Source organism: Micromonospora sp. NPDC005553 (genome assembly GCF_042871765.1).
GTDB lineage: Bacteria > Actinomycetota > Actinomycetes > Mycobacteriales > Micromonosporaceae > Micromonospora.
Genome location: NZ_JBIAJD010000002.1, coordinates 507,205 through 526,257, shown reverse-complemented (window position 1 = coordinate 526,257; position 19,053 = coordinate 507,205). Strand labels below are relative to the sequence as shown.

At 70.4% G+C, this 19,053-nt stretch carries 17 protein-coding genes and 1 pseudogene; 12 read left to right on the top strand and 6 right to left on the bottom strand.

What is annotated here, in order from left to right:
- Positions 1–4 precede the first annotated feature (4 nt).
- Positions 5–349 (top strand): YbaB/EbfC family nucleoid-associated protein, encoded by a 345-nt coding sequence (locus ACFYPG_RS09735; protein ID WP_355004833.1) that lies wholly within the window; start codon positions 5–7, stop codon positions 347–349.
- Positions 349–960, top strand: a complete 612-nt coding sequence (locus ACFYPG_RS09730) for a hypothetical protein (protein WP_357229254.1) — start codon at positions 349–351, stop codon at positions 958–960. Before ACFYPG_RS09735 ends, ACFYPG_RS09730 begins: the two co-directional genes overlap by 1 nt.
- Here the strand turns inward: ACFYPG_RS09730 and ACFYPG_RS09725 are convergent.
- Together ACFYPG_RS09725 and ACFYPG_RS09720 are read right to left on the bottom strand one after the other, a co-directional pair.
- Positions 949–3,174 carry a HelD family protein gene (locus ACFYPG_RS09725; protein WP_387351348.1) on the bottom strand — a complete coding sequence of 742 codons (2,226 nt, stop codon included), beginning with the start codon at positions 3,172–3,174 and terminating at the stop codon, positions 949–951. The genes ACFYPG_RS09730 and ACFYPG_RS09725 overlap by 12 nt on opposite strands.
- Before the next feature lie 747 nt (positions 3,175–3,921).
- Positions 3,922–5,169: a DUF222 domain-containing protein gene (locus ACFYPG_RS09720; protein WP_387351346.1), complete on the bottom strand. Its 1,248-nt coding sequence runs from the start codon at positions 5,167–5,169 to the stop codon at positions 3,922–3,924.
- Positions 5,170–5,589: 420 nt separating this feature from the next.
- On the opposite strand from ACFYPG_RS09720, the gene ACFYPG_RS09715 reads away from it, so the two are divergent.
- The 3 genes from ACFYPG_RS09715 to ACFYPG_RS09705 are packed head-to-tail and all read left to right on the top strand — an operon-like array spanning position 5,590 to position 8,542.
- Positions 5,590–6,174, top strand: coding sequence for an ArsR/SmtB family transcription factor (locus ACFYPG_RS09715; RefSeq protein ID WP_387351344.1), 585 nt, complete (start codon positions 5,590–5,592; stop codon positions 6,172–6,174).
- Positions 6,175–6,215: 41 nt separating this feature from the next.
- On the top strand, positions 6,216–7,739 hold the full coding sequence (locus tag ACFYPG_RS09710) for an MFS transporter (protein WP_387351342.1): 1,524 nt from the start codon (positions 6,216–6,218) through the stop codon (positions 7,737–7,739).
- Positions 7,691–8,542 carry a menaquinone biosynthesis protein gene (locus ACFYPG_RS09705; RefSeq protein ID WP_355005183.1) on the top strand — a complete coding sequence of 284 codons (852 nt, stop codon included), beginning with the start codon at positions 7,691–7,693 and terminating at the stop codon, positions 8,540–8,542. The genes ACFYPG_RS09710 and ACFYPG_RS09705 overlap by 49 nt, the downstream gene beginning before the upstream one ends.
- Before the next feature lie 95 nt (positions 8,543–8,637).
- Here ACFYPG_RS09705 and ACFYPG_RS09700 read toward each other — a convergent pair whose 3' ends face one another.
- Together ACFYPG_RS09700 and ACFYPG_RS09695 are read right to left on the bottom strand one after the other, a co-directional pair.
- Complete coding sequence (locus ACFYPG_RS09700) at positions 8,638–9,603, bottom strand: hypothetical protein (protein ID WP_387351340.1); 966 nt, start codon at positions 9,601–9,603, stop codon at positions 8,638–8,640.
- Positions 9,603–10,592: a hypothetical protein gene (locus ACFYPG_RS09695; RefSeq protein WP_355004839.1), complete on the bottom strand. Its 990-nt coding sequence runs from the start codon at positions 10,590–10,592 to the stop codon at positions 9,603–9,605. The genes ACFYPG_RS09700 and ACFYPG_RS09695 overlap by 1 nt, the downstream gene beginning before the upstream one ends.
- A gap of 371 nt (positions 10,593–10,963) precedes the next feature.
- Between ACFYPG_RS09695 and paaA the strand changes: the two genes are divergently transcribed.
- The 5 genes from paaA (at position 10,964) to paaE (ending at position 14,783) form a co-directional block, all read left to right on the top strand.
- Positions 10,964–12,040, top strand: a complete 1,077-nt coding sequence (paaA, locus tag ACFYPG_RS09690) for a 1,2-phenylacetyl-CoA epoxidase subunit PaaA (RefSeq protein ID WP_387351338.1) — start codon at positions 10,964–10,966, stop codon at positions 12,038–12,040.
- Positions 12,037–12,357 carry a 1,2-phenylacetyl-CoA epoxidase subunit PaaB gene (paaB, locus tag ACFYPG_RS09685; RefSeq protein ID WP_387351336.1) on the top strand — a complete coding sequence of 107 codons (321 nt, stop codon included), beginning with the start codon at positions 12,037–12,039 and terminating at the stop codon, positions 12,355–12,357. The genes paaA and paaB overlap by 4 nt, the downstream gene beginning before the upstream one ends.
- A 76-nt stretch (positions 12,358–12,433) precedes the next feature.
- Positions 12,434–13,159: a 1,2-phenylacetyl-CoA epoxidase subunit PaaC gene (gene paaC / locus ACFYPG_RS09680; protein WP_387351335.1), complete on the top strand. Its 726-nt coding sequence runs from the start codon at positions 12,434–12,436 to the stop codon at positions 13,157–13,159.
- Between the two features lie 23 nt (positions 13,160–13,182).
- Entirely contained in the window at positions 13,183–13,677 is a 495-nt protein-coding gene (gene paaD / locus ACFYPG_RS09675) for a 1,2-phenylacetyl-CoA epoxidase subunit PaaD (RefSeq protein ID WP_387351839.1), read from the top strand.
- Positions 13,674–14,783, top strand: a complete 1,110-nt coding sequence (gene paaE, locus ACFYPG_RS09670; RefSeq protein ID WP_387351333.1) for a 1,2-phenylacetyl-CoA epoxidase subunit PaaE — start codon at positions 13,674–13,676, stop codon at positions 14,781–14,783. The genes paaD and paaE overlap by 4 nt, the downstream gene beginning before the upstream one ends.
- A gap of 156 nt (positions 14,784–14,939) precedes the next feature.
- On the opposite strand, the gene ACFYPG_RS09665 is transcribed toward paaE, so the two are convergent.
- Complete coding sequence (locus ACFYPG_RS09665; RefSeq protein ID WP_387351331.1) at positions 14,940–15,467, bottom strand: hypothetical protein; 528 nt, start codon at positions 15,465–15,467, stop codon at positions 14,940–14,942.
- A gap of 39 nt (positions 15,468–15,506) precedes the next feature.
- Positions 15,507–15,902 (bottom strand): hypothetical protein, encoded by a 396-nt coding sequence (locus tag ACFYPG_RS09660; protein ID WP_357196581.1) that lies wholly within the window; start codon positions 15,900–15,902, stop codon positions 15,507–15,509.
- 176 nt (positions 15,903–16,078) lie between these two features.
- On the opposite strand from ACFYPG_RS09660, the gene mqnC reads away from it, so the two are divergent.
- Together mqnC and ACFYPG_RS09650 are read left to right on the top strand one after the other, a co-directional pair.
- Complete coding sequence (mqnC, locus tag ACFYPG_RS09655; protein WP_387351328.1) at positions 16,079–17,269, top strand: cyclic dehypoxanthinyl futalosine synthase; 1,191 nt, start codon at positions 16,079–16,081, stop codon at positions 17,267–17,269.
- 375 nt (positions 17,270–17,644) lie between these two features.
- Positions 17,645–18,700: pseudogene (locus ACFYPG_RS09650) on the top strand (cell wall anchor protein); the annotation flags it as partial.
- Positions 18,701–19,053: the final 353 nt, after the last annotated feature.

Genomic DNA, 19,053 nt, shown 5'->3' with positions numbered 1-19,053 from the left:
AGCCATGACCTTCCCCGCCCTGGACCGAATCGAGGCGCTGGCTCGCAACCTCGACGGATGGCAACGGCAACTCGCCGATCGGATGGCGGAGCTGGAGCAGACCAGCGCCGAGGGTGTGAGCGACTCCGGTCTGGTGCGGGTCACCGCCGCGGCCGACGGCAAGATCCTTTCTTCGGAGCTGAACGCGCGGGCGATGCGACTGGACTCCTACAGCCTGGCCGAGGAGTTCACCGCAGCCGCCAACCGGGCGCAGGAAGCCGCCGCGGCCCGCGTCCGGGAGTTGGTCGGGGAGGTCATCGGCGACGCAGGCGCCGGTCCGCGCCGGTCCGCCGACTACGAGGGACACTGATGACGACCGACGGGAGCCAGACACGGTACGTCGAGGGGATCACCCGACTGCTGGCGGCCGGGGAGCAGGTGCGCGCGGTGGCCCAGGTGCGAGCGGGCGGCGGGCTGACGCCGGCGCCTCCTTCGCAGCCGTCGACCCCACCCGCCACGGGTGGGCCGGGCTTCCTGGGTGTCCTGCTCAACGTGCTGTCCCCGAACATCACCTTCGGTCGGGCAGACAACGCCGTCGACTGGCTCTTCTTCGGTGTCGGAGGTCGAGGCGACCCGGATTCCCAGGCATCCGTGCTGCACCACGCCCTGACCGCGGCGGCGAAGGGCCCCGGCCTCCGGACCCTCGTGCTGGGGGTCACCGACCAGCGGCTGCTGCTCGGCGCGACAGCACCCGTCGGCCTGCTCTCCAGTTCGACGGCTGACGAACAGGCGCAGGCCGACATCGAACTGCTCGGGTCCGTCCCGCGCACGACCGTCGCCGCCCGGGTCGGCAGGTACCGGTTGAACTGGAAGCGGCTGCGGATCGACTTCGCCGACGGGTCGTGGCTGTCGTTCCACGTGCCGCTGGCCGACTCCAGCCGCCCGCTGCGGGAGGTCGCGGCAGCCCTGTCAGCCGGCTGAGCCACCGACGAGCGGGGCGGGCAGCGGCGCAACGTGCAGCACCGCCAGCCGGGACACCGCCCGGGTGAGCACCACGTACAACCGGTGCAGTCCGCGCGGCTCGGCCGCGACGATCGCGGCCGGCTCGACCACCACCACATGGTCGTACTCCAGGCCCTTGACCAGCGTCGCCGGCACCACCGTGACCCGCTCCGCGGCCGCCACGTCGTCGGCGGTCGCGGTCTCGACACCGGCCTCGGCCAGCGCCGCGCGCAGGCCGTCGACCGCGTCGTCCGCGGCGATCACCCCGACCGATCCGTCGTGCGCGAGCGCCGCGCGCACCTCGGCCACCGTCGCCGAGGTCAGGTCGGTCACCGTACGCACGTCCAGGCCGCCGTCGTGTCGCAGCGACTCAGCCGGCGGTACGTCCACCGCGAGCGCCGGGAGCAGCAGGTTCGCGAATGCGACGACTGCGGCCGGCACCCGGAACCCGATGGTCAACGGGACCACCACCGCGTCCGGCTTGCCCAGATGGGCGAGAGATTCCCTCCAGTCCGTCGCCGCCCACGGCGCGGTGCCCTGGGCGAGATCACCGAGGAGCGTGACCGAGCCGTGCTCACTGCGCCGAGCGATGGCCCGACACTGCATCGGGGAGAGGTCCTGCGCCTCGTCCACCACCACGTGCCCGAACCCGGAGAGCCGTTCCAGCAGCCCGGTCGCCTCGTCGATCAGCACCGCGTCCGCAGCGGTCCAACGGGTCGCCTTCGGCGTGCGGGCCGGCTTCACCCACGTCAACTGCGCCTGCTCAGCGTCGCTGAGCAGCCCGTCCGCTGCGGCGGCGAGCCGGTCCGGATCGGAGAACAGGCCGTGCACCAGCCCTTCCGGGGTGAGCGACGGCCAGACCGCGTCCAGGAAGTCGAGCACCGGCCGGCAGCGGCTCATCCGGCGCAGCCAGGCATCGCTGGGCGACTCCGCACGCCGCGCCTCGGCCTGCCGTTGCAGCAGACTCACCACCCGCGCCTGGACACGTTCCCGACCCGTGCCGTACGGCAGCCCCTCCCGGCGGGTCTCCTCGACGATCCGGTGCAACGGCTCCACCCCGATGCGCCAGCGGAACGAGCCGTCCGACACGGTGATCGACTCGGTCGGAGTGTCGATCTGCGCCTGCACGGCGCGTCGCAGCACGCTCGCCATCCGTACGTCGTGTTTCAGCGCGGCCACCGCCGGCGCCTCGACCGCCCGAACCGCCACCCGGGAGATCAACTCCTCCACGGTGGCCTGCTCGACCTCGACCTCACCGAGCGCCGGCAGCACCGCCGCGATGTACGACAGGAACGCCCGGTTCGGCCCGACGATCAGCACACCCGCCCGCCGCAACCGCTCCCGGTGCAGGTAGAGCAGGTACGCGGCCCGGTGCAGACCCACGGCCGTCTTACCCGTACCCGGCGCGCCCTGCACACAGATCGAGTCGGCGAGATCAGCCCGGACCAGCTCGTCCTGCTCCGGCTGGATCGTGGCGACGATGTCCCGCATCGGCCCGACGCGTGGACGCTCGATCTCGGCGGTGAGGATCCGACTGGTCGTACCGAGCTCTTCGCCCCGATCCAGCCGCTCATCCTCGAAGCTGGTCAGCACACCATTGCTGAACCCGAACCGTCGCCGAACCGCCACCCCCTGCGGATCCCGCACACTGGCCCGGTAGAACGAACGGGAGACCGGTGCCCGCCAGTCCAGCACCAACGGCTCACCACGATCATCGGTGACATGCCGCCGCCCCACGTGATACCGCCGACCGTGATGATCGCCGCTGGCGTCAGGCGGGGTCGGCTCGATGGCGGGCCTGCCGGCTGTGGTCCGGTTGTCTGTGGCCGTGTTGCCTGTGGTCCCGTTGCCTGTGGTCCCGTTGCCTGTGGTCCGGTTGTCTGTGGCCGTGTTGCCTGTGGCCGTCTTGCCTGCGGTGCTGTTGTCAGGGGCGCCGGCGAAGTCGAGGCGGCCGAAGAAGAGCGGGGTGGTCGGGTCGTCGGCCAGCTCGGCGACCCGGCGGGCCAGGGTGCGGCCGAGCGTCTCGGCCGCGTACGCGTCGCCGGCCACCTGGTCACCGGTGGCGAAAAGAGACTCGGCCCGCTCCCGCATCCGACCCAGTGCCGCCCGCGAGGTGCTGAGATGTGCGCGTTCGGCGGCCAGGTCCGCGTCGAGGCCGGTGTCAGTGTCGGTGTCGAGGTCAAGTGCGGGCATGCTGACGTCCCATCGTTCACATCTGCTGCGCGCTCGCGTGTCCGGGGGCGGATGGCCGGCCGCCCGGCGCGAAGACGTCCGTTCCGGTGCAGCTCACCTCGGCCGTCAAGCGGCCTGCAACCCTACGCTTCCCAACCCGCCACAGCCATCGAATTACCGACGCGACCACCCGTCCGAGACGGCGTGTCGCCCGGTCGGCTGTCGCTGGGCGATCACGCCCCGCCCGAGGCCGTGCTTTCTCCTGCCGCGACCGCGCGCCGCCAGTGATCGACTCGACTCGGCTTTCAGGAAGTCGCGTGGCCTGGGCCGGTGGGACGCCCCGGTTTCCAGCAAGCCGAGTCAATCAGCGGGAGGCGCGGCTCGGGATGGCAGGGGACAGCAGGGCTAGCAGGGTTGTCGCGGTCGTTGATCGCGGTGGCGGTGGCGGTGGCGGTGGCGGTGGCGGTGGCGGTGGCGGTGACGGTGGCGGTGGCAGGGCGCGGCCGTCCGCCGCGGTCGCCGGTCGCTGATCGCGGTGGCGCGGTGGCAAGGCGCGGGCCCTCCGTCGTGGTCGCCGGTCACCGGTCGCCGGTGACGCTGGCAAGGCGCGGCTGTCTGTCGCGGTTGCCGGTCGCGGTGGTGGTGGGAGGGCGCGGCTGTCTGTCGCGGTTGCCGGTCGGGGTGGCAAGGCGCGGTCAGGGTCGCCGTGGCGGTCGCCGGTCGCGGTGGCAGGCGTGGTTGCGGGCGGAGTGGCCGTGGCCGGCCGCTTCAGCAGCGCAGGTGGTAGAGGTTGCGACGCGGGGTACGTAGTGGGTCTAGCCAGCTGGGCGGGAGGAATTCAGGCCGGCCGTCCGCGAGCCGGACCGTCCAGTCGCCGCGGTGGATGAGCCGGTGGTGGTAACCGCAGAGCAGCACCGCATTGCCCAGCGCCGTCACCCCACCGTCGGCCCAGTGTCGGATGTGGTGGCCGTCGCACCATCTCGGCGGTCGATCACAACCAGGAAAGGCGCAACCGCCGTCTCGCAGGACCAGCGCGCGTCGCAATGGGCCGGTGAAGAGCCGGCGCTGCCGGCCGACGTCCAGGACCTGACTGTTGCCGTCGAGCACGACCGGCAGCACACCCGCGTCGCAGGCCAGGCGCCGGACCGCACCGGGGGTGAGGTGCGTGCCGGTCTCCAGTGTTCCGGCGCGTACGCCGTTGACCAGTTCCTCCAGCGCAACGGTCACCACCAGCTGAGGACGGTCGCCGCCGTTGTCGGGCAGCTGACCGGTGCGTAGAGCCAGTCGGCAGATCTCGCCCAACGCATCAGCGCGGCGCTGACCAGGACTGCGGTCATCCTGCCCACCGGCTGGAGCGCAGAGCGGATCGATCGCCTCGCGCAGCAGGCTCGCGGTTTCGGTGTCGAGGTTGCCGCTGAGGCGTACCTGGCCGTTGCGTTGCTCGGAAAGCGTGACGTGCCGGCGGGCCTCTGCTCGCTCGGTGGCCCGCTCCAGAGCCTTCAACTCAGCCTGGTCGGCCAATTCCGGGGCGACGTGCGCGAGGACGCGCTCGCCGAGCCGGCTCAGGCTTGTCGGATCGAAGCGGTCGGCCAAGGCGACCAGTAGTTGGGTGGCCTTGTCCGCAACCTCGGGGCCTGCTTCGACCGGGAGGGCGGCGATCGTTTCGGCCACCACCCGACCCTGCTCAACCGTCATGACACCGGCGAGCAGAGCGTCGCGCACCGCTGGCGGAGCAGCGTCGATGGTGGCGGCGAGCTGGACCAGTTGGCGGGCGCTGCGCCCCGAGAGCCGCAGCCGCTCCCGGAGCCACACGGCAGTGGACGAGGCGCCCTGAGCGACCGCCACCCCGCGACCGTCCAACTCGCGGACCAGACCGAGCTGGACTGCGGCCAACCGCTGCCCCAACACGTGGGTCGCGTCGAGCGAAGCAAGCAACTCGTCATCGGAGAGCGCCCAGAGCGCGGTTTCGGCGCAGTCGTCAACTGCCCCGCTCACCTGCGCCAACGCCTCCAACATAGAACCAGAATAGAACTGGTGTACGACACTTTGCAGTCGTCTTGATCAATGAGTGGAACTGACATCATCGAGCATCGTGAGCTGCCGGCTCGCCGTGCCCGATTTCCCCCGCCAGCTTGCGCGTCCGCCGAAGCCGCGCTGCCGAAGCCGCGCTCGCTGGCCCGCGCCGCGAAGCCGTGCTCGCTGGCCGCGCCGCGAAGCCGTGCTCGCTGGCCGCGCCGCGAAGCCGCGCTCGCCGCGCCGCTGCCCCGCGCCGCTGAGACGTCAGGCCGCGCTCGCCGTTTAGGCCACCCCGTCGAACCGTGCCCGCCGTCGAATCCGCCTGCTCGCTGCCGAAGGTAAGGCGTGACCGGCGCGCGGTGGCCCGAGCGGGACGCGGAGGTGATGGCAGGTTGGGGAGGCTGCCGGGATCATGGGTGTATGACCGAGGCCCGCTCCGATTCGCGCCGGATGACGATCAGCGACCCCCAGGTGATGCGGGCGATGGCCCATCCGGCCCGGATTGCGATCATGGAGTATTTGAACAGTCGCGAGAGTGGTGGGACTGCCACCGAATGTGCCGAGATCGTCGGGCTCTCGCCGAGCGCTACCAGTTATCACCTGCGGGCGTTGGCGAAGTTCGGTCTGGTCGAGCAGGCGCCGAGCCGTGGGGACGCGCGCGAGCGGCTGTGGCGGGTGTCGAGCCCGAGTGTCCTGGTCGAGGCCGGTCGTGATGCCGGGCCTGAGGCGCGTGCGGCGGAGCGGGCGCTGGTGGAGGCGCATGCGGTCCGGGACATCGAGCGGACCCGGGACTGGTTGCGGCGCGCCGGGGACGAGCCTGCGGAGTGGTACGACACGACGCTGTTCGCTGACACGTTGCTTCTGTTGACCGCGGAGGAGTTGAGCGGGCTGAACGACGCGGTCATGGCGCTGCTTCGGCCGTACCAGGCGCGCCGCCGGCAGGCCGACCCGCCGCCGGGGGCGCGTTCGGTCGCTGTGCAGTACCGGACGGTGCCCCTGGCGTAACGGCCCTTGCGCGCACAGTTGTGAAGGATTATTTTCGAAGTATGTCCTTCACAACTGATGAGTCGCGCTGGTCGGACGTCTGGCTCGCCGCCGCCGCTCGGGGCACCACGATCTGCGGCGACTTCCTCGCCGCGACCGCGCTGGCGCTGGCGCTACAGGGTGCCGGTGCCGGTGGGCTGGCCGTGTCGGGGCTGCTGCTGGCCGCCACCCTGCCCCTGGTGGTGCTCGCCCCACTCGCGGGCAGACTCGCCGACCGGGTGGACAGCCGTACCCTGCTGGTGACCATCGGGTTCGGCCAGGCCGCCATCTGCGCGCTCCTTGCCGTCGTCGAGCAACCGGTCCTGGTGGTAGGGCTGGTCGCCCTGCTGGCCTGCGGGCTCGCGGTCACCCAACCCTGCCTGGCCGCGCTGCTTCCGGCGATGGTCCGCCCGGCTGACCTGCCGCGAGCCAGCGCGATCAGCCAGACCGCCGTATCGCTCGGTGCGCTCGGCGGCCCGGTGCTGGCCGGTCTGCTGGTGGGACAGTTCGGCACCCGCGTACCGCTGCTTCTCGATGCCGCGACCTACCTGGCGCTCGTGGTCGCGGGCCTACTCCTGCGGACCCGACGCGGCGGCCGGCAGTCCGCCGCCGCAGCCAGCAAGACCGCAGCCAGCGGCACCGCACCCAGCAAGGCCGCAGCCAGCGAGACCGCAGCCAGCGGCACCGCACCCAGCAAGGCCGCAGCCAGCGAGACCGCAGCCAGCGAGACCGCCGTGAGCAGCGAGACCGCCGTGAGCAGCGAGACCGCCGCCAGTCGGGCCGCCGCCGTCAGCAGTCCGGCCGTTTCGGGCGATGTGCCAACCCCGGGGGGTACGGAGGTCGGCTGGCGGCTGCGCCGCGATCCGCTGATGCTCGTCATGGTGGTGAGCACTGCCGTGGTGATCGCGGCGATCGGCGGCATCAACGTGATCGAGGTCTTCTTCATCCGGGAGACCCTGGGGGGCTCGGCGACCACGTACGGCCTGGTCAGTGCCGCGTGGATGGCCGGCATGCTGCCGGGAACCTGGCTCGCCGTACGACTTGCCCGGCGGCTCGACGACGACGGCGCGTTGGTACGGGGGGTGTTGGCCACTCTGGCCGTGTGCAGCCTGATGGTGTTGCTGGCGGCGACGGTGCCGGCGGCAGGTGTGCTGGTGCCGCTCTGGTTGGTGGGTGGTGCGGCCAACGGTGGCGAGAACGTCTTCGCCAACCTGCTCACCGCTCGGCGGGTACCGGAGGCGATGCGCGCGCGGGCGTACGCCAGCTACGGCGCGGCGGTGCAGGGTGGCTCGATGGCGGGCTTTCTGATCGGCGGGGCGCTGCTGGCGGTCGTCCCGCCTCGGCCGCTGATCGCCGGCGCCGGTGTGGTCGGGCTGCTGGTGGTGCTGGCTTTCGTCCCGGTCTTAGCCGGGGCGGCACGACGGTCGTCAAGTGCGGGCTTGGCCACTCCGGGCCGGCCCGCCGAGCCGGAGCCGGCAGCCGGGGATACGGTCGGGCCATGGCTGAGCGCATCGCACGCCCGCGGGTCGGGCACATCCAGTTCCTGAACTGCCTGCCGATCTACTGGGGTCTGATGCGCTCCGGTGCCCTGCTCGACGTCGACCTGCAGAAGGACTCGCCGGACCGGTTGAGCGCGGCGCTGGTCGCCGGCGACCTCGACATCGGCCCGATCACGCTGTTGGAGTATCTGAAGCACGCCGACGAGTTGCTGCTCCTGCCTGACCTGGCGGTAGGCAGCGACGGGCCGGTGCTCTCGGTCAACATGGTCTCCACCCGGCCGCTCGCCGAGCTGGACGGCGCCCGGGTGGCGCTCGGCTCGACCTCGCGGACCGGGGTGATGACGGCCCAACTGCTGCTCGCCGAGCAGTACAACGTGCGACCCGAGTACTTCCGCTGCCCGCCGGACCTGACCCAGATGCTGCTGGAGGCCGACGCGGCCGTGCTCATCGGGGACGTGGCGCTGCGGGCGTACTACGAGGCACCGCAGAAGGGCCTCACTGTCACCGACCTCGGGCAGGCGTGGCGGGAATGGACCGGGCTGCCGATGGTCTTCGCCGTCTGGGCGGTCCGCCGTGACTTCGCCGCCGCCCACCCGGGCCTGGTGAAGGAGGTGCACGAGGCCTTCCTGCGCTCGCGGGATCTCTGCCTGGCCGAGTTGGACCAGGTCGCCGAGGCGGCTGCCCGCTGGGAGGCCTTCGACGCGGAGACGCTGGCCACGTACTTCCGGGCCCTCGACTTCTCCCTCGGCGAGCGGCAGGTCATCGGGCTGCGCGAGTGGGCCCGTCGGGCCGCCGCCATCGGCGAGGCCCCGGCGCTGCCGGACGGCGGCCCGGAGTTCTTCGCCGGCTGACCGCTGCCAAGCCGGGCCGGCAGAGCGCCGAGCTGCCAACCACGCCCCGGGTCAGAGGTCCCGGGGCGGGCGCGGCCGGCGTCAGCCTGAGCGGCTCAGGTGCCGGGGCGGAGCAGTGCCTCGGTGATCTTCTCGCAGTTCTTCATGCCGTAGTCGTAGCCCATGTTGATCGGGTATTTGACCATCACGCCCATCGTCCAGGTGTCACCGATGGCCAGGCAGTTGATGTGCATCTCCTGCTCCTTGGTCCGGTCGATCCACCCGTTCTTGATGGCGATCTTCTTCTGCTCGGAGGCCGGGAAGGCCTTGCGGATACCGAAGTCGCCGGCTCCGCGAACCAGTTTCATCTCGTTGAGCAGCCACTTGGTCCACTTCGGCCCGGCGGCTGTGCCGGTGACGATGCAGTTGCCCATTCGGGCGGTGTCCCGGGGGGAGAGCGCCGTCCGGCTCCAACCCTTGTCGGGGGCGACGCTGCTGTCGGTCAGTTTGCACATGGAGATGAGCCGCTTGATCGACGCTTCCCGGTCGACCTGGTTGTAGAACTGTTCGGCCCGGCTGTTGTCGCTGTCCCGGATGATCCGCGTCGCGTCGGCGAGCTTCGCGTCGCTCGGGGTCTGGCCGGCGTCGGCCGCGCGACGCAGGTAGTCGGCGACGATCCAGGCCTTGATCATCGAGGCGGTCGTGCTGGTCTCGCCCATGTTCTTCGAACCGATGATCTTTCCGGTTCGGCGGTCGAGGACGCTCCAGGAATACCAGCCCTCGATGTTCAGGTCGAGGTCCTTGGCAACGAACGGCAGCGGCTCCAGCGACGGGCTGGGCTTCGGCGACGGCGAGGACGGCTGGCGGGCGCTGCGGTCGGTGCCGGAGCCGGTGGGGCGGTCGCTGGTGCCGGAGCCGGCGTCGCCCCACTGGGCCGCGGCGGACGACTCGAACGGCGACCCGGGCAGCAGTCGCAGCGACACCAGGACCAGCCCGATGAGGATGACCGCGACGGCGATCAGCCGAACCGGGGAGGCCTCGCCGCCGCCGTTGCGGCGGTCGACTCGGCGGTTGCCGGCCATCAGAGCTTTCCGACCGGCTGCTGCGGCACCTTGAGAGCGGCGCCCGGCTGCGGGGTGACCAGTTGGGTGGCCACACTGGCGCAGACCTTCGCGCCGTAGTCCAGACCGGTCCTGATCGGGTAGCGCAGCATCACCGCGAGGCTCCACTTGCTGGTGACGGCGAGGCAGTTGACGTGCCAGTCGCCGTCGCCGTAGATGGGGGTCCAGCCGTTCTTGATGCTGACCGGGCCCTGAGAGGTGATCGACTTGGGTAGACCGTCGATGATCCCCCAGCGGCCACCACCGGAGGAGGGTTTCTGGTCCTTGGCCGCGGTGGTGCCCCTCACCTTGCTCATCTGGTCCAACACCCACTTGGTCCACTTCGGGCCGGCAGCCTTGCCGTCGGCGATGCAGTCGCCGACGCGAGCCGCGTCGCGGGGGGACATCCGGGTGAAACTCCAGTAGCCGGTGTACGGCTGGACGTTGCCGCGCTTGGTGTCGGTCAGCCCGCAGATCTTGATCGCCCGCTGGATCACCGCGTCGGGGACGCTGCTGGACGAGGGCTTGTAGGAGCCACCCGCAGCGGCGTGGATCTTGTTGGCGGCTCCGTCGTTGCTGTCGATGATGGCGAGGCTGGCCAGCTTCTTCATCGCTGCGGGCGGCTCCCTGTCGCCGAGCTGTCGCAGATAGTCGGAGACGATCCACGCCTTGATCATCGACTCGGTGGAGCTGGTCGCGGTCATGTTCGGCGACCCGGAGATCTTGCCCGTCTTGCGGTCCAGCAGGGCCCACGAGAAGAACTCACCCTTGAAGCTCACCGACACCGGGCCGGCGGCCAGGGTGGGCGGCGGTGGTGGAGTGGGCGCGGGCGCGGCCACGCTCGACGTGCCGCCTCCACCGCCTCCGCCGCTGTCGTCGCTGGCGAGCCGGGCGTACGCGGTGGGGACCAGTAGGACGCCGCCGAGCACGACCGCCGTGATGGCGAGCACCAGGGTCACGCGAGATCGCATGAGTGGGTGAACTCCAGGTGTCAGGGCCGGGGGGACCGGCTTGTCGTCGGGACGAATCGGGTGCGATCGCCGAGGCCGGGGGAGGTGGCCTCTGTGGAGATGTCGACGTCGGCAGCCGATCGGTTGTCCGGCAGAAGTCTACGTCCGGACCAGCGGACCGCCAGGGTCCGACACTAGGCAACCTGGGATAAAGGCGGGATATGGGGCCGGTATGAGGTTTTTGCAGTGATTCATCTTTGTTTCGTGGCCTAGGTCACGGCAACGTAACTGTCCTCGGGTAGCGCAAAGCAGTCATCCGCTCACAGATGGGATGGGCGGATTCCTGTTACACCCCCTGGTGCAACGAGGCGCAAGCTGTAACACTTAGCCTCATGTATGGCAACGACTTCTCCGCCCCGGACGGCGCCACCGACGAGGCGCCCGGCGGCCTGCTGGGCGAGGTCGAGGCCGCCGAGGCCGAGCTGCGCGCAGCGGCGGCGCGCGGGCGACGTGGCGGACCCGCTCCGGACGAGGACCTGGCGGCGTACTTCGCGGAGGTCGTCGACGCCGAGCAGAAGATCGAGCCCCGTGACTGGATGCCCGAGGCGTACCGGCGGACGCTGATCCGGCAGATCGCCCAGCACGCCCACTCCGAGATCATCGGCATGCAGCCGGAGGGCAACTGGATCAGTCGGGCGCCGTCGCTCAAGCGCAAGGCGATCCTGCTGGCCAAGGTGCAGGACGAGGCGGGTCACGGCCTCTACCTCTACGCCGCCGCCGAGACCCTCGGCATCAGCCGCGACGAGCTGGTCCAACTGCTGCTCGACGGCCGCCAGAAGTACAGCTCGATCTTCAACTACCCCACTTTGAGCTGGGCCGACGTGGGCGCCATCGGGTGGTTGGTGGACGGCGCGGCGATCGTCAACCAGGTCCCGCTCTGCCGCTGCTCCTACGGCCCGTACGCCCGGGCGATGATCCGGGTCTGCAAGGAGGAGTCGTTCCACCAGCGGCAGGGCTACGAGATCCTGCACACCCTGGCGCACGGCACCCCCGCGCAGCAGGCGATGGCGCAGGACGCGGTGGACCGTTGGTGGTACCCGTCGCTGGCCATGTTCGGCCCGCCGGACGGCAACTCCACGCACTCCGCCCAGTCGATGGCCTGGAAGATCAAGCGCTTCTCGAACGACGATCTGCGCCAACGCTTCGTCGACATGTGCGTCCAGCAGGCCGAGATCCTCGGGCTGCGCATCCCCGATGCGGACCTGCGCTGGAACGACGAGCGGCAGGCGTACGACTACACCCAGCCGGACTATGACGAGCTGATGCAGGTGATCTCGGGCGACGGGCCGTGCAACCGGGAGCGGATGGCCCACCGCCGGGCCGCGCACGCCGACGGCGCATGGGTACGCGAGGCCGCCGCGGCGTACGCCGCGAAGCGGGCGGGACAGAAGGAGACGGTGGCCGCGTGAGCGAGCGTAGCGAGCAAGCCGGAAAACCCGGCATGACGAGTCATTCGCCTCTGTGGGAGGTCTTCGTGCGGGCCCGGCGTGGGCTGTCGCACACGCACGTCGGCAGCCTGCACGCGCCCGACGCCGAGCTTGCCCTGCGCAACGCCCGCGACCTCTACACCCGCCGCCAGGAGGGCGTGTCGATCTGGGTGGTGCCGGCCGGTGCGATCACCGCGTCCAGCCCGGACGAGAAGGACGCCTTCTTCGACCCGGCCGCCGACAAGGTGTACCGCCATCCCACCTTCTACGAGGTGCCGGACGGGGTGGCCCACCTGTGAGCGAGCGGAGCGAACGAACCAGCCAGCTCAGCAGCGGGGCGCTTCGCGCCACCGCCGAGCGAAGCGAGGTGACGGCGTGAACGGGCCCTTCGACTTCACCCTCTCGCTCGCCGACGACGCGTTGATCGCGGCCCAGCGGCTGGCCGAGTGGACCACCCGCGCCCCGGAGATGGAAGAGGACATCGCGCTGGCGAACATCGCCCTCGACCAGCTCGGGGCGGCGCGGCTGCTGCTGTCGTACGCCGGCGAGCTGGAGGGCGCCGGCCGCGACGAGGACGCGTTGGCGTACCTGCGCGACGACCGCGAGTTCCGCAACGCGCTAGTGGTCGAGCTGCCCAACGACGACTTCGCGGTGACGATGGCGAAGCTGTTCTTCCTGGCGGCGTACCAACTGCCGTTGTACACGGCGCTGGCCGGCTGCGCGGACGAGCGGCTGGCCGCCATCGGCGCGAAGGCGCGCAAGGAGTCGGCGTACCACCTGGACCATGGCGCGCTGTGGGTGAAGCGGCTCGGTGACGGCACCGAGGAGTCGCATCGTCGGATGCAGGCTGCCGTCGACCAGGTGTGGCCGTACACCCACGAGCTGTTCGCCGCGGACCCGGCGGCTCCGGTCGATCCGGCCACCCTGCGGTCCTCGTTCGACGAGGTCGTCGGCCCGGTGCTGGCCGAGGCGACGCTCACCCAGCCGGGCGGTTCCTGGGCCCCGGCCGGTGGGCGGGCCGGTGTGCACACCGAGCACCTGGCCTACCTGCTCGCCGAGATGCAGGTGCTGCACCGCGCCCACCCCGGAGCGAAGTGGTGAGCGCGCCGAGCGCGAGCCCGGCAATCGCCGACCGCGCCGGCAGGGCGAGCGCACGGGAGGCCGCCGCCAGCGTCGTGGACCCGGAGATCCAGGTCATCACCATCGACGAGCTGGGCATCCTGCGGGCGGTCGAGGAGGATCCGGCCAGCGGCCGGGTGACCGTCACCATCACCCCGACCTACACCGGCTGCCCGGCGATGGACGTGATCCGGGCCGACATCCGCCGCGCGCTCGCCGCCGCCGGCCACCCGGACGCGCAGGTCCAGACCGTCTACAGTCCACCGTGGAGCACCGACTGGATCTCCGAGGGTGGGCGGGCCAAGCTCGCCGCCGCCGGGATCGCCCCGCCGGCCCCGGTGCCCGCCGCCGGCGTCGTGTCCCTGACGCTCGCGGTCCGCTGCCCGCAGTGCGGTTCACCGGAGACCGAGCAGGTCAGCCGGTTCGGTTCCACCGCGTGCAAGGCGTTGTGGCGGTGCCGTTCCTGCTCCGAACCCTTCGACCACCTGAAGGCGCTGTGACTGTCACCATCACCCGCCCGGTTCGCCGCCGGCCGGTCTTCCATCCGTTGTCCGTCGCTGCCGTCGACCGGCTCACCGACGACTCCGTGGCGGTGACCTTCGCCGTACCCGAGGAACTGCGGGAGACCTTCGCGTTCCGCGCCGGCCAGCACCTCACCGTGCGGCGAGCCGCGGAGGACGGCACGGACGTGCGCCGGTCGTACTCGATCTGCTCCACCCCCGACGACCTCGCCCGGCACGGCCGGTTGCGGATCGGGGTGCGGGAGATCCCCGGCGGCGCCTTTTCGGCGTTCGCGTGCGGGGCGCTGCGCGGCGGCGACACCGTGGAGGTGCTGCCGCCGCTGGGCACCTTCACCACGGCGTTCGCGCCGGACCGGGCGCGGCACTACGGCGCGGTCGTCGCCGGCTCCGGCATCACCCCGGTGCTCGGGCTGGTCGCGACGGCCCTGGCCGTCGAGCCGGCCAGCACCTTCACCCTGGTGTACGGCAACCGCACGGCGAACACCGTGATGTTCGCCGAGGAGCTGGCCGACCTGAAGGACCGTTACCCCACCCGGCTGCACCTGGTGCACGTCCTCTCCCGGGAACAGGGCGAGTCGCCGCTGCTCTCCGGTCGGATCGACGCCGAGCGGCTGGGCCGGTTGCTGGGCACCATCGTGCCGGGCGACCTGATCGAGGAGTGGTTCCTCTGCGGCCCGTACGGCATGGTGGTCGACGTCCGGGATGTGCTGACCGCACGTGGGCTGCCCGAGTCGGCGGTGCACACCGAACTGTTCCACGTCGACACGCCACCGGAGCCGGTGCGCCGACCCGTCGACCAGGCGGGCGCCGGGGCCGAGGTGACCATCGTGCTGGACGGCCGGTCGTCGAGCTTCACCATGGGTCGCGAGGAACGGGTGCTGGACGCCGCGTTGAAGGTGCGGGGTGAGCTGCCGTACGCCTGCAAGGGTGGCGTCTGCTCGACCTGCAAGGCGAAGGTCGTGGACGGCGCGGTCACGATGGTCCGCAACTACGCGCTGGAGCCCGACGAACTGGCCGCCGGCTACGTGCTGACCTGCCAGTCCAGCCCCACCACCGACAAGCTCACTGTCGACTACGACGCCTGAGACTCGCCGTTGGGTGTTCCACGGAACGGCCCAATTCCTTGCCCGTCGGAGACGGGCAGAGGTAGCCTGCAACTGCCAGGAGCATTAGCTCCTTGGAAGTGGACCCGGCAGCCTTCCGGACGGTGGGTGGGCCGGGTCTCGCGTTTTTGGGCGTTGTCAGACCTGCCGAGACTCACTGACGATCCGTTGCACGGATGTCTTCCATCGGCCACCCTTGGCCCAGCACCAGGCTAGTGCGTCGGGAATGGCCAGCAGGCACTCCTCGTGCGCTCGCAGGTGGTCGTAACGAAGGGTCCTCGAGATTCCCGACTTTCTCACCTGCTGGAAGAGCAGACGCTGGTCGGCTTGCAACGTCGAATCATCACGTTCCAGAACAAGGCGTCCAGCGCCTATCTTCGCTGCGTGCTCCACGAGCTCGATGAGGCAGGCCTCGCGTGCCGCCCTCGGGTCACGGTGTCTCTTCGCATCGAAGATCACCGCGTAAGCAGACAGCGTGACGACAGCAGCAACTATCTGCCGGCGTCGATCGTCTCTCTCCTTGTGGAAGTGGATTCGGCGCTGACCAGGGAGAATCAGGTCGCGGATGGTCCGCCGGGCAGCAGCCAGGTCAGCTGGCAGTACGACCGCAGCCGCGACGAGAAGCCCTCGCTCCTTGGTTTCGTCCACGAAGACATGCGCGTTCATCGCGCGCGGTCCCTTCCTCTGGCGGCCAAAGGGCTCGGGTCAGGCGTTGACGATGTCCCGGATCCGGTCAAGCCTCTGTTGGGGAGTCAGCGCTTCGAGGTGCTTGGTGTCGATGGCGTCGAGTTCTGCCCGAACGTCGCAGCTGTCAGGCTGAAGCACAGCGTCGATCACCCGTGCCCGGGATCCCCCGTCTCGAACGTAAATCCACACCGTCTGCGACTGGCGTGGCTCAGTGTTGAGTTCGGCGTCGAGACGTTCCGGAGGGAAGAAGCCCAGGCCGGTCGCCCTGAGCCTGTCGGCGATCTCCACCAGGACCCAACGGCCCAGCTTTCGGTAGCCCAACTCTCCCCGTAACTCGCCGAGGGTTGCTTCCGTTAGCCCGCCGTCGGCCCGGCATCGGGCGGCAATGCCCGGAGCGGTATCCATCTCGCTCATGTCGCACTCTCCCGCACGTCGATGCCGTGGAGAGAATGTTCGCGTTCGACAGAACATCTTGTCAAGGATGTGCCAGCAAGTTATATGTGATCTCGAAATATAATAGAGACCTAGCTTGGGTCACATCCATGTCACCGGGCCGAGAGGTAGGCGAGGGGGCGACGTAGGCTCGGGGTGTGACGGTGAGCCGGGAGATCGACGACATCCTGCAGCGCAGCGCGGACGGCGGGCGGATCACGCCCGAGGAGGCGCTGCTGCTCTACACCGAGGCGCCCTTCCACGCGTTGGGCGAGGCGGCGGACGCGGTGCGCCGGCGGCGCTACCCGGACAACGTCGTCACCTACCTGATCGACCGCAACATCAACTACACGAACGTCTGCGTGACGGCGTGCAAGTTCTGCGCGTTCTACCGGGCGCCCAAGCACAAGGAAGGGTGGACCCACCCGACCGAGGAGATCCTGCGCCGCTGCGGCGAGGCGGTCGAGCTGGGCGCCACCCAGGTGATGCTCCAGGGCGGGCACCACCCGGACTACGGCGTGGAGTACTACGAGGAGCTGTTCTCCTCGGTCAAGCAGGCGTACCCGCAGCTGGTCATCCACTCGATCGGCCCCAGCGAGATCCTGCACATGGCCAAGGTCTCCGGGGTGAGCCTGGACGAGGCCATCGCCCGGATCAAGACCGCCGGCCTGGACTCGATCGCCGGCGCCGGCGCGGAGATGCTGCCCGAGCGGCCCCGCAAGGCGATCGCCCCCCTCAAGGAGTCGGGCGAGCGCTGGCTGGAGGTCATGGAGCTGGCCCACCGGCAGGGCATCGAGTCGACCGCCACCATGATGATGGGCACCGGCGAGACGCACGCCGAGCGGATCGAGCACCTGCGCATGATCCGTGACGTGCAGGACCGCACCGGCGGTTTCCGGTCGTTCATTCCGTGGACGTACCAGCCGGAGAACAACCACCTGAAGGGCCGCACCCAGGCGACCACCCTGGAATACCTGCGGCTGGTCGCGGTGGCCCGGCTCTTCTTCGAGACCGTGCCGCACCTGCAGGCGTCCTGGTTGACCACCGGCAAGGACGTCGGGCAGCTTTCGCTGCACATGGGCGTGGACGACCTCGGGTCGATCATGCTGGAGGAGAACGTCATCTCCTCCGCCGGTGCCCGGCACCGCTCCAACCTGCACGAGCTGATCGGCATGATCCGCTCGGCGGACCGGATCCCCGCGCAGCGCGACACCCTCTACAACCGGCTCGCCGTGCACCACACGCCGGCCGACGACCCGACCGACGAGCGGGTGGTCTCGCACTTCTCCTCGATCGCGCTGCCCGGCGGAGGCGCGGGCCGATCCCTGCCGCTGGTGGACGTCAGCTGACGGTCGACACCCGGCCGTTCGGCTGATCGACGCTCATGCTCCCGCCGGGTCACCCCGGCGGTACGGGTGGTCCCCGTCGCCGCAGCGTCAGCCTCTCCGGTCTGGGGCTGGTGGAGATGATGGTCGGCGGCTAGCGTCCCGGCTCATATTCGTCGCCACCGTCGACGGAAGAGGCTGTCCTCCATCGGCCCGCTGCGGGTCGTTCATATAACGCACGGCAGTACGGGCGGGATGGGTGACCATCCCGCCCGTACTGTCTGCGCAGCTCGGGCCGGACGGACGAAAACGGCTCCGCCCGCTGGCGTGGAAGATCGGCCTCCGATAGCGTCCGCTCGTTCCGCAACCATTCTTCCTTCCCTACCCCCCGGGGGACTGATGACAGCGTTCCACCGCACGACGCTGGTGCGCGCCAGTGTCGTGGCGCTGCTCGCGGCCGGCGGCATCGCCGCCGTGGCCGCTCCAGTGCTGGCGGCCGAGCAGGCCGATCTGGCCCTGGTGCCGCTCAGCTACAACCTGGCCAAGGGTGTCACGGAGGCCAAGAGCAAGCCGTTCAAGTTCTCCGTCGACAACAGCCGGAGCGAGGAAGACGCCAAGGGTGTCAGTTACACGGTGGACACCAGCAAGCTGAAGACGAACAAGGTCCGGGTCGTGGTGCCCGACGGCTGTCGGGTGAACGGCAAGAAGTTCACCTGCCGCCTCGGCGATCTGGCCGCCGGCACCAGCGAGGACTTCGGCATCCCGATCTTCTCCACCGGTGGCAAGGGCGCCGCCGGCACCCTGGTGGTCACCATCCGCTCGGCCACCGAGGACCCCAACAAGGAAGACAACAAGGTCGAGCACGACATCACCGTCACCGAGCCCGGGTACGACCTGACCAGTTGGGTGCAGGACGTCAACGCCAACGTCGTGCTGAATGGCGTCAACGGCGACGACCCCGACCTTCGGCCGGTGCGGCCGGGCGAGACGGTGCCGGTCGACTGGGCGGTCTACAACGACGGCAGCCGCAAGGCCACCGGTCTCGCCTACGTGCTGACCCTGCCGGCGGGCGTCACCTTCGACACCCTGCCCGACACGTGCACCAGGCAGACGTTCGGCGTCGCTCAGGCGCTCTGCCAGGACGACGGCGCGGTGATCCGCCCCGGTGACTACTACACCGCGGACATCAAGGTGACAGTCGGCAAGGACGTCACCGAGCCCGTGCTGCGGGTCGGCGAGCTGGTGGCGCACGGCCTGGACGCGGCAGCGGGCCAGCCCGAGAAGCAGCCACGGCGGGCCAGCACCGCCCAGCGGAAGGCCTTCACCGAGATCGACGAGGGCGACAACCAGGCGATCTTCGACGTCTTCGTCGACCAGACCGTCGACCCGACGCCGACGCCGACGCCGACGGTCACGCCGACCGAGTCGCCGACCCCGACGCCGACGGTCACCCCGACCGAGACGCCGACGCCGACGGAGACGCCGACGCCGACGGTCACCCCGACCGAGACGCCGACGCCGACGGAGACGCCGACGCCGACGCCGACGGTCACCCCGACCGAGACGCCGACGCCGACGGAGACGCCGACGCCGACGCCGACGGTCACCCCGACCGGGACGCCGACGCCGACCGAGACGCCGACCCCGACGCCGACGGTCACCCCGACGCCGACGGAGACGCCGACGCCGACGCCGACGGTCACCCCCACGGCGACGCCGACCCCGACGGTCACTCCGACGAAGACGCCGACCGTTACGCCGACCCCGACCGCAACGGAGACGCCGACGGTCACCCCGACCGCGACTGC

What these genes read in the sequence shown, in the direction of transcription:
- ACFYPG_RS09735 (WP_355004833.1), top strand. Translation starts at nt 5, where the DNA reads ATGACCTTCCCCGCCCTGGACCGAATCGAGGCGCTGGCTCGCAACCTC.
- ACFYPG_RS09730 (WP_357229254.1), top strand. Translation starts at nt 349, where the DNA reads ATGACGACCGACGGGAGCCAGACACGGTACGTCGAGGGGATCACCCGA.
- ACFYPG_RS09725 (WP_387351348.1), bottom strand. Translation starts at nt 3,174, where the DNA reads ATGCCCGCACTTGACCTCGACACCGACACTGACACCGGCCTCGACGCG.
- ACFYPG_RS09720 (WP_387351346.1), bottom strand. Translation starts at nt 5,169, where the DNA reads ATGTTGGAGGCGTTGGCGCAGGTGAGCGGGGCAGTTGACGACTGCGCC.
- ACFYPG_RS09715 (WP_387351344.1), top strand. Translation starts at nt 5,590, where the DNA reads ATGACCGAGGCCCGCTCCGATTCGCGCCGGATGACGATCAGCGACCCC.
- ACFYPG_RS09710 (WP_387351342.1), top strand. Translation starts at nt 6,216, where the DNA reads ATGTCCTTCACAACTGATGAGTCGCGCTGGTCGGACGTCTGGCTCGCC.
- ACFYPG_RS09705 (WP_355005183.1), top strand. Translation starts at nt 7,691, where the DNA reads ATGGCTGAGCGCATCGCACGCCCGCGGGTCGGGCACATCCAGTTCCTG.
- ACFYPG_RS09700 (WP_387351340.1), bottom strand. Translation starts at nt 9,603, where the DNA reads ATGGCCGGCAACCGCCGAGTCGACCGCCGCAACGGCGGCGGCGAGGCC.
- ACFYPG_RS09695 (WP_355004839.1), bottom strand. Translation starts at nt 10,592, where the DNA reads ATGCGATCTCGCGTGACCCTGGTGCTCGCCATCACGGCGGTCGTGCTC.
- paaA (WP_387351338.1), top strand. Translation starts at nt 10,964, where the DNA reads ATGTATGGCAACGACTTCTCCGCCCCGGACGGCGCCACCGACGAGGCG.
- ACFYPG_RS09665 (WP_387351331.1), bottom strand. Translation starts at nt 15,467, where the DNA reads ATGAACGCGCATGTCTTCGTGGACGAAACCAAGGAGCGAGGGCTTCTC.
- ACFYPG_RS09660 (WP_357196581.1), bottom strand. Translation starts at nt 15,902, where the DNA reads ATGAGCGAGATGGATACCGCTCCGGGCATTGCCGCCCGATGCCGGGCC.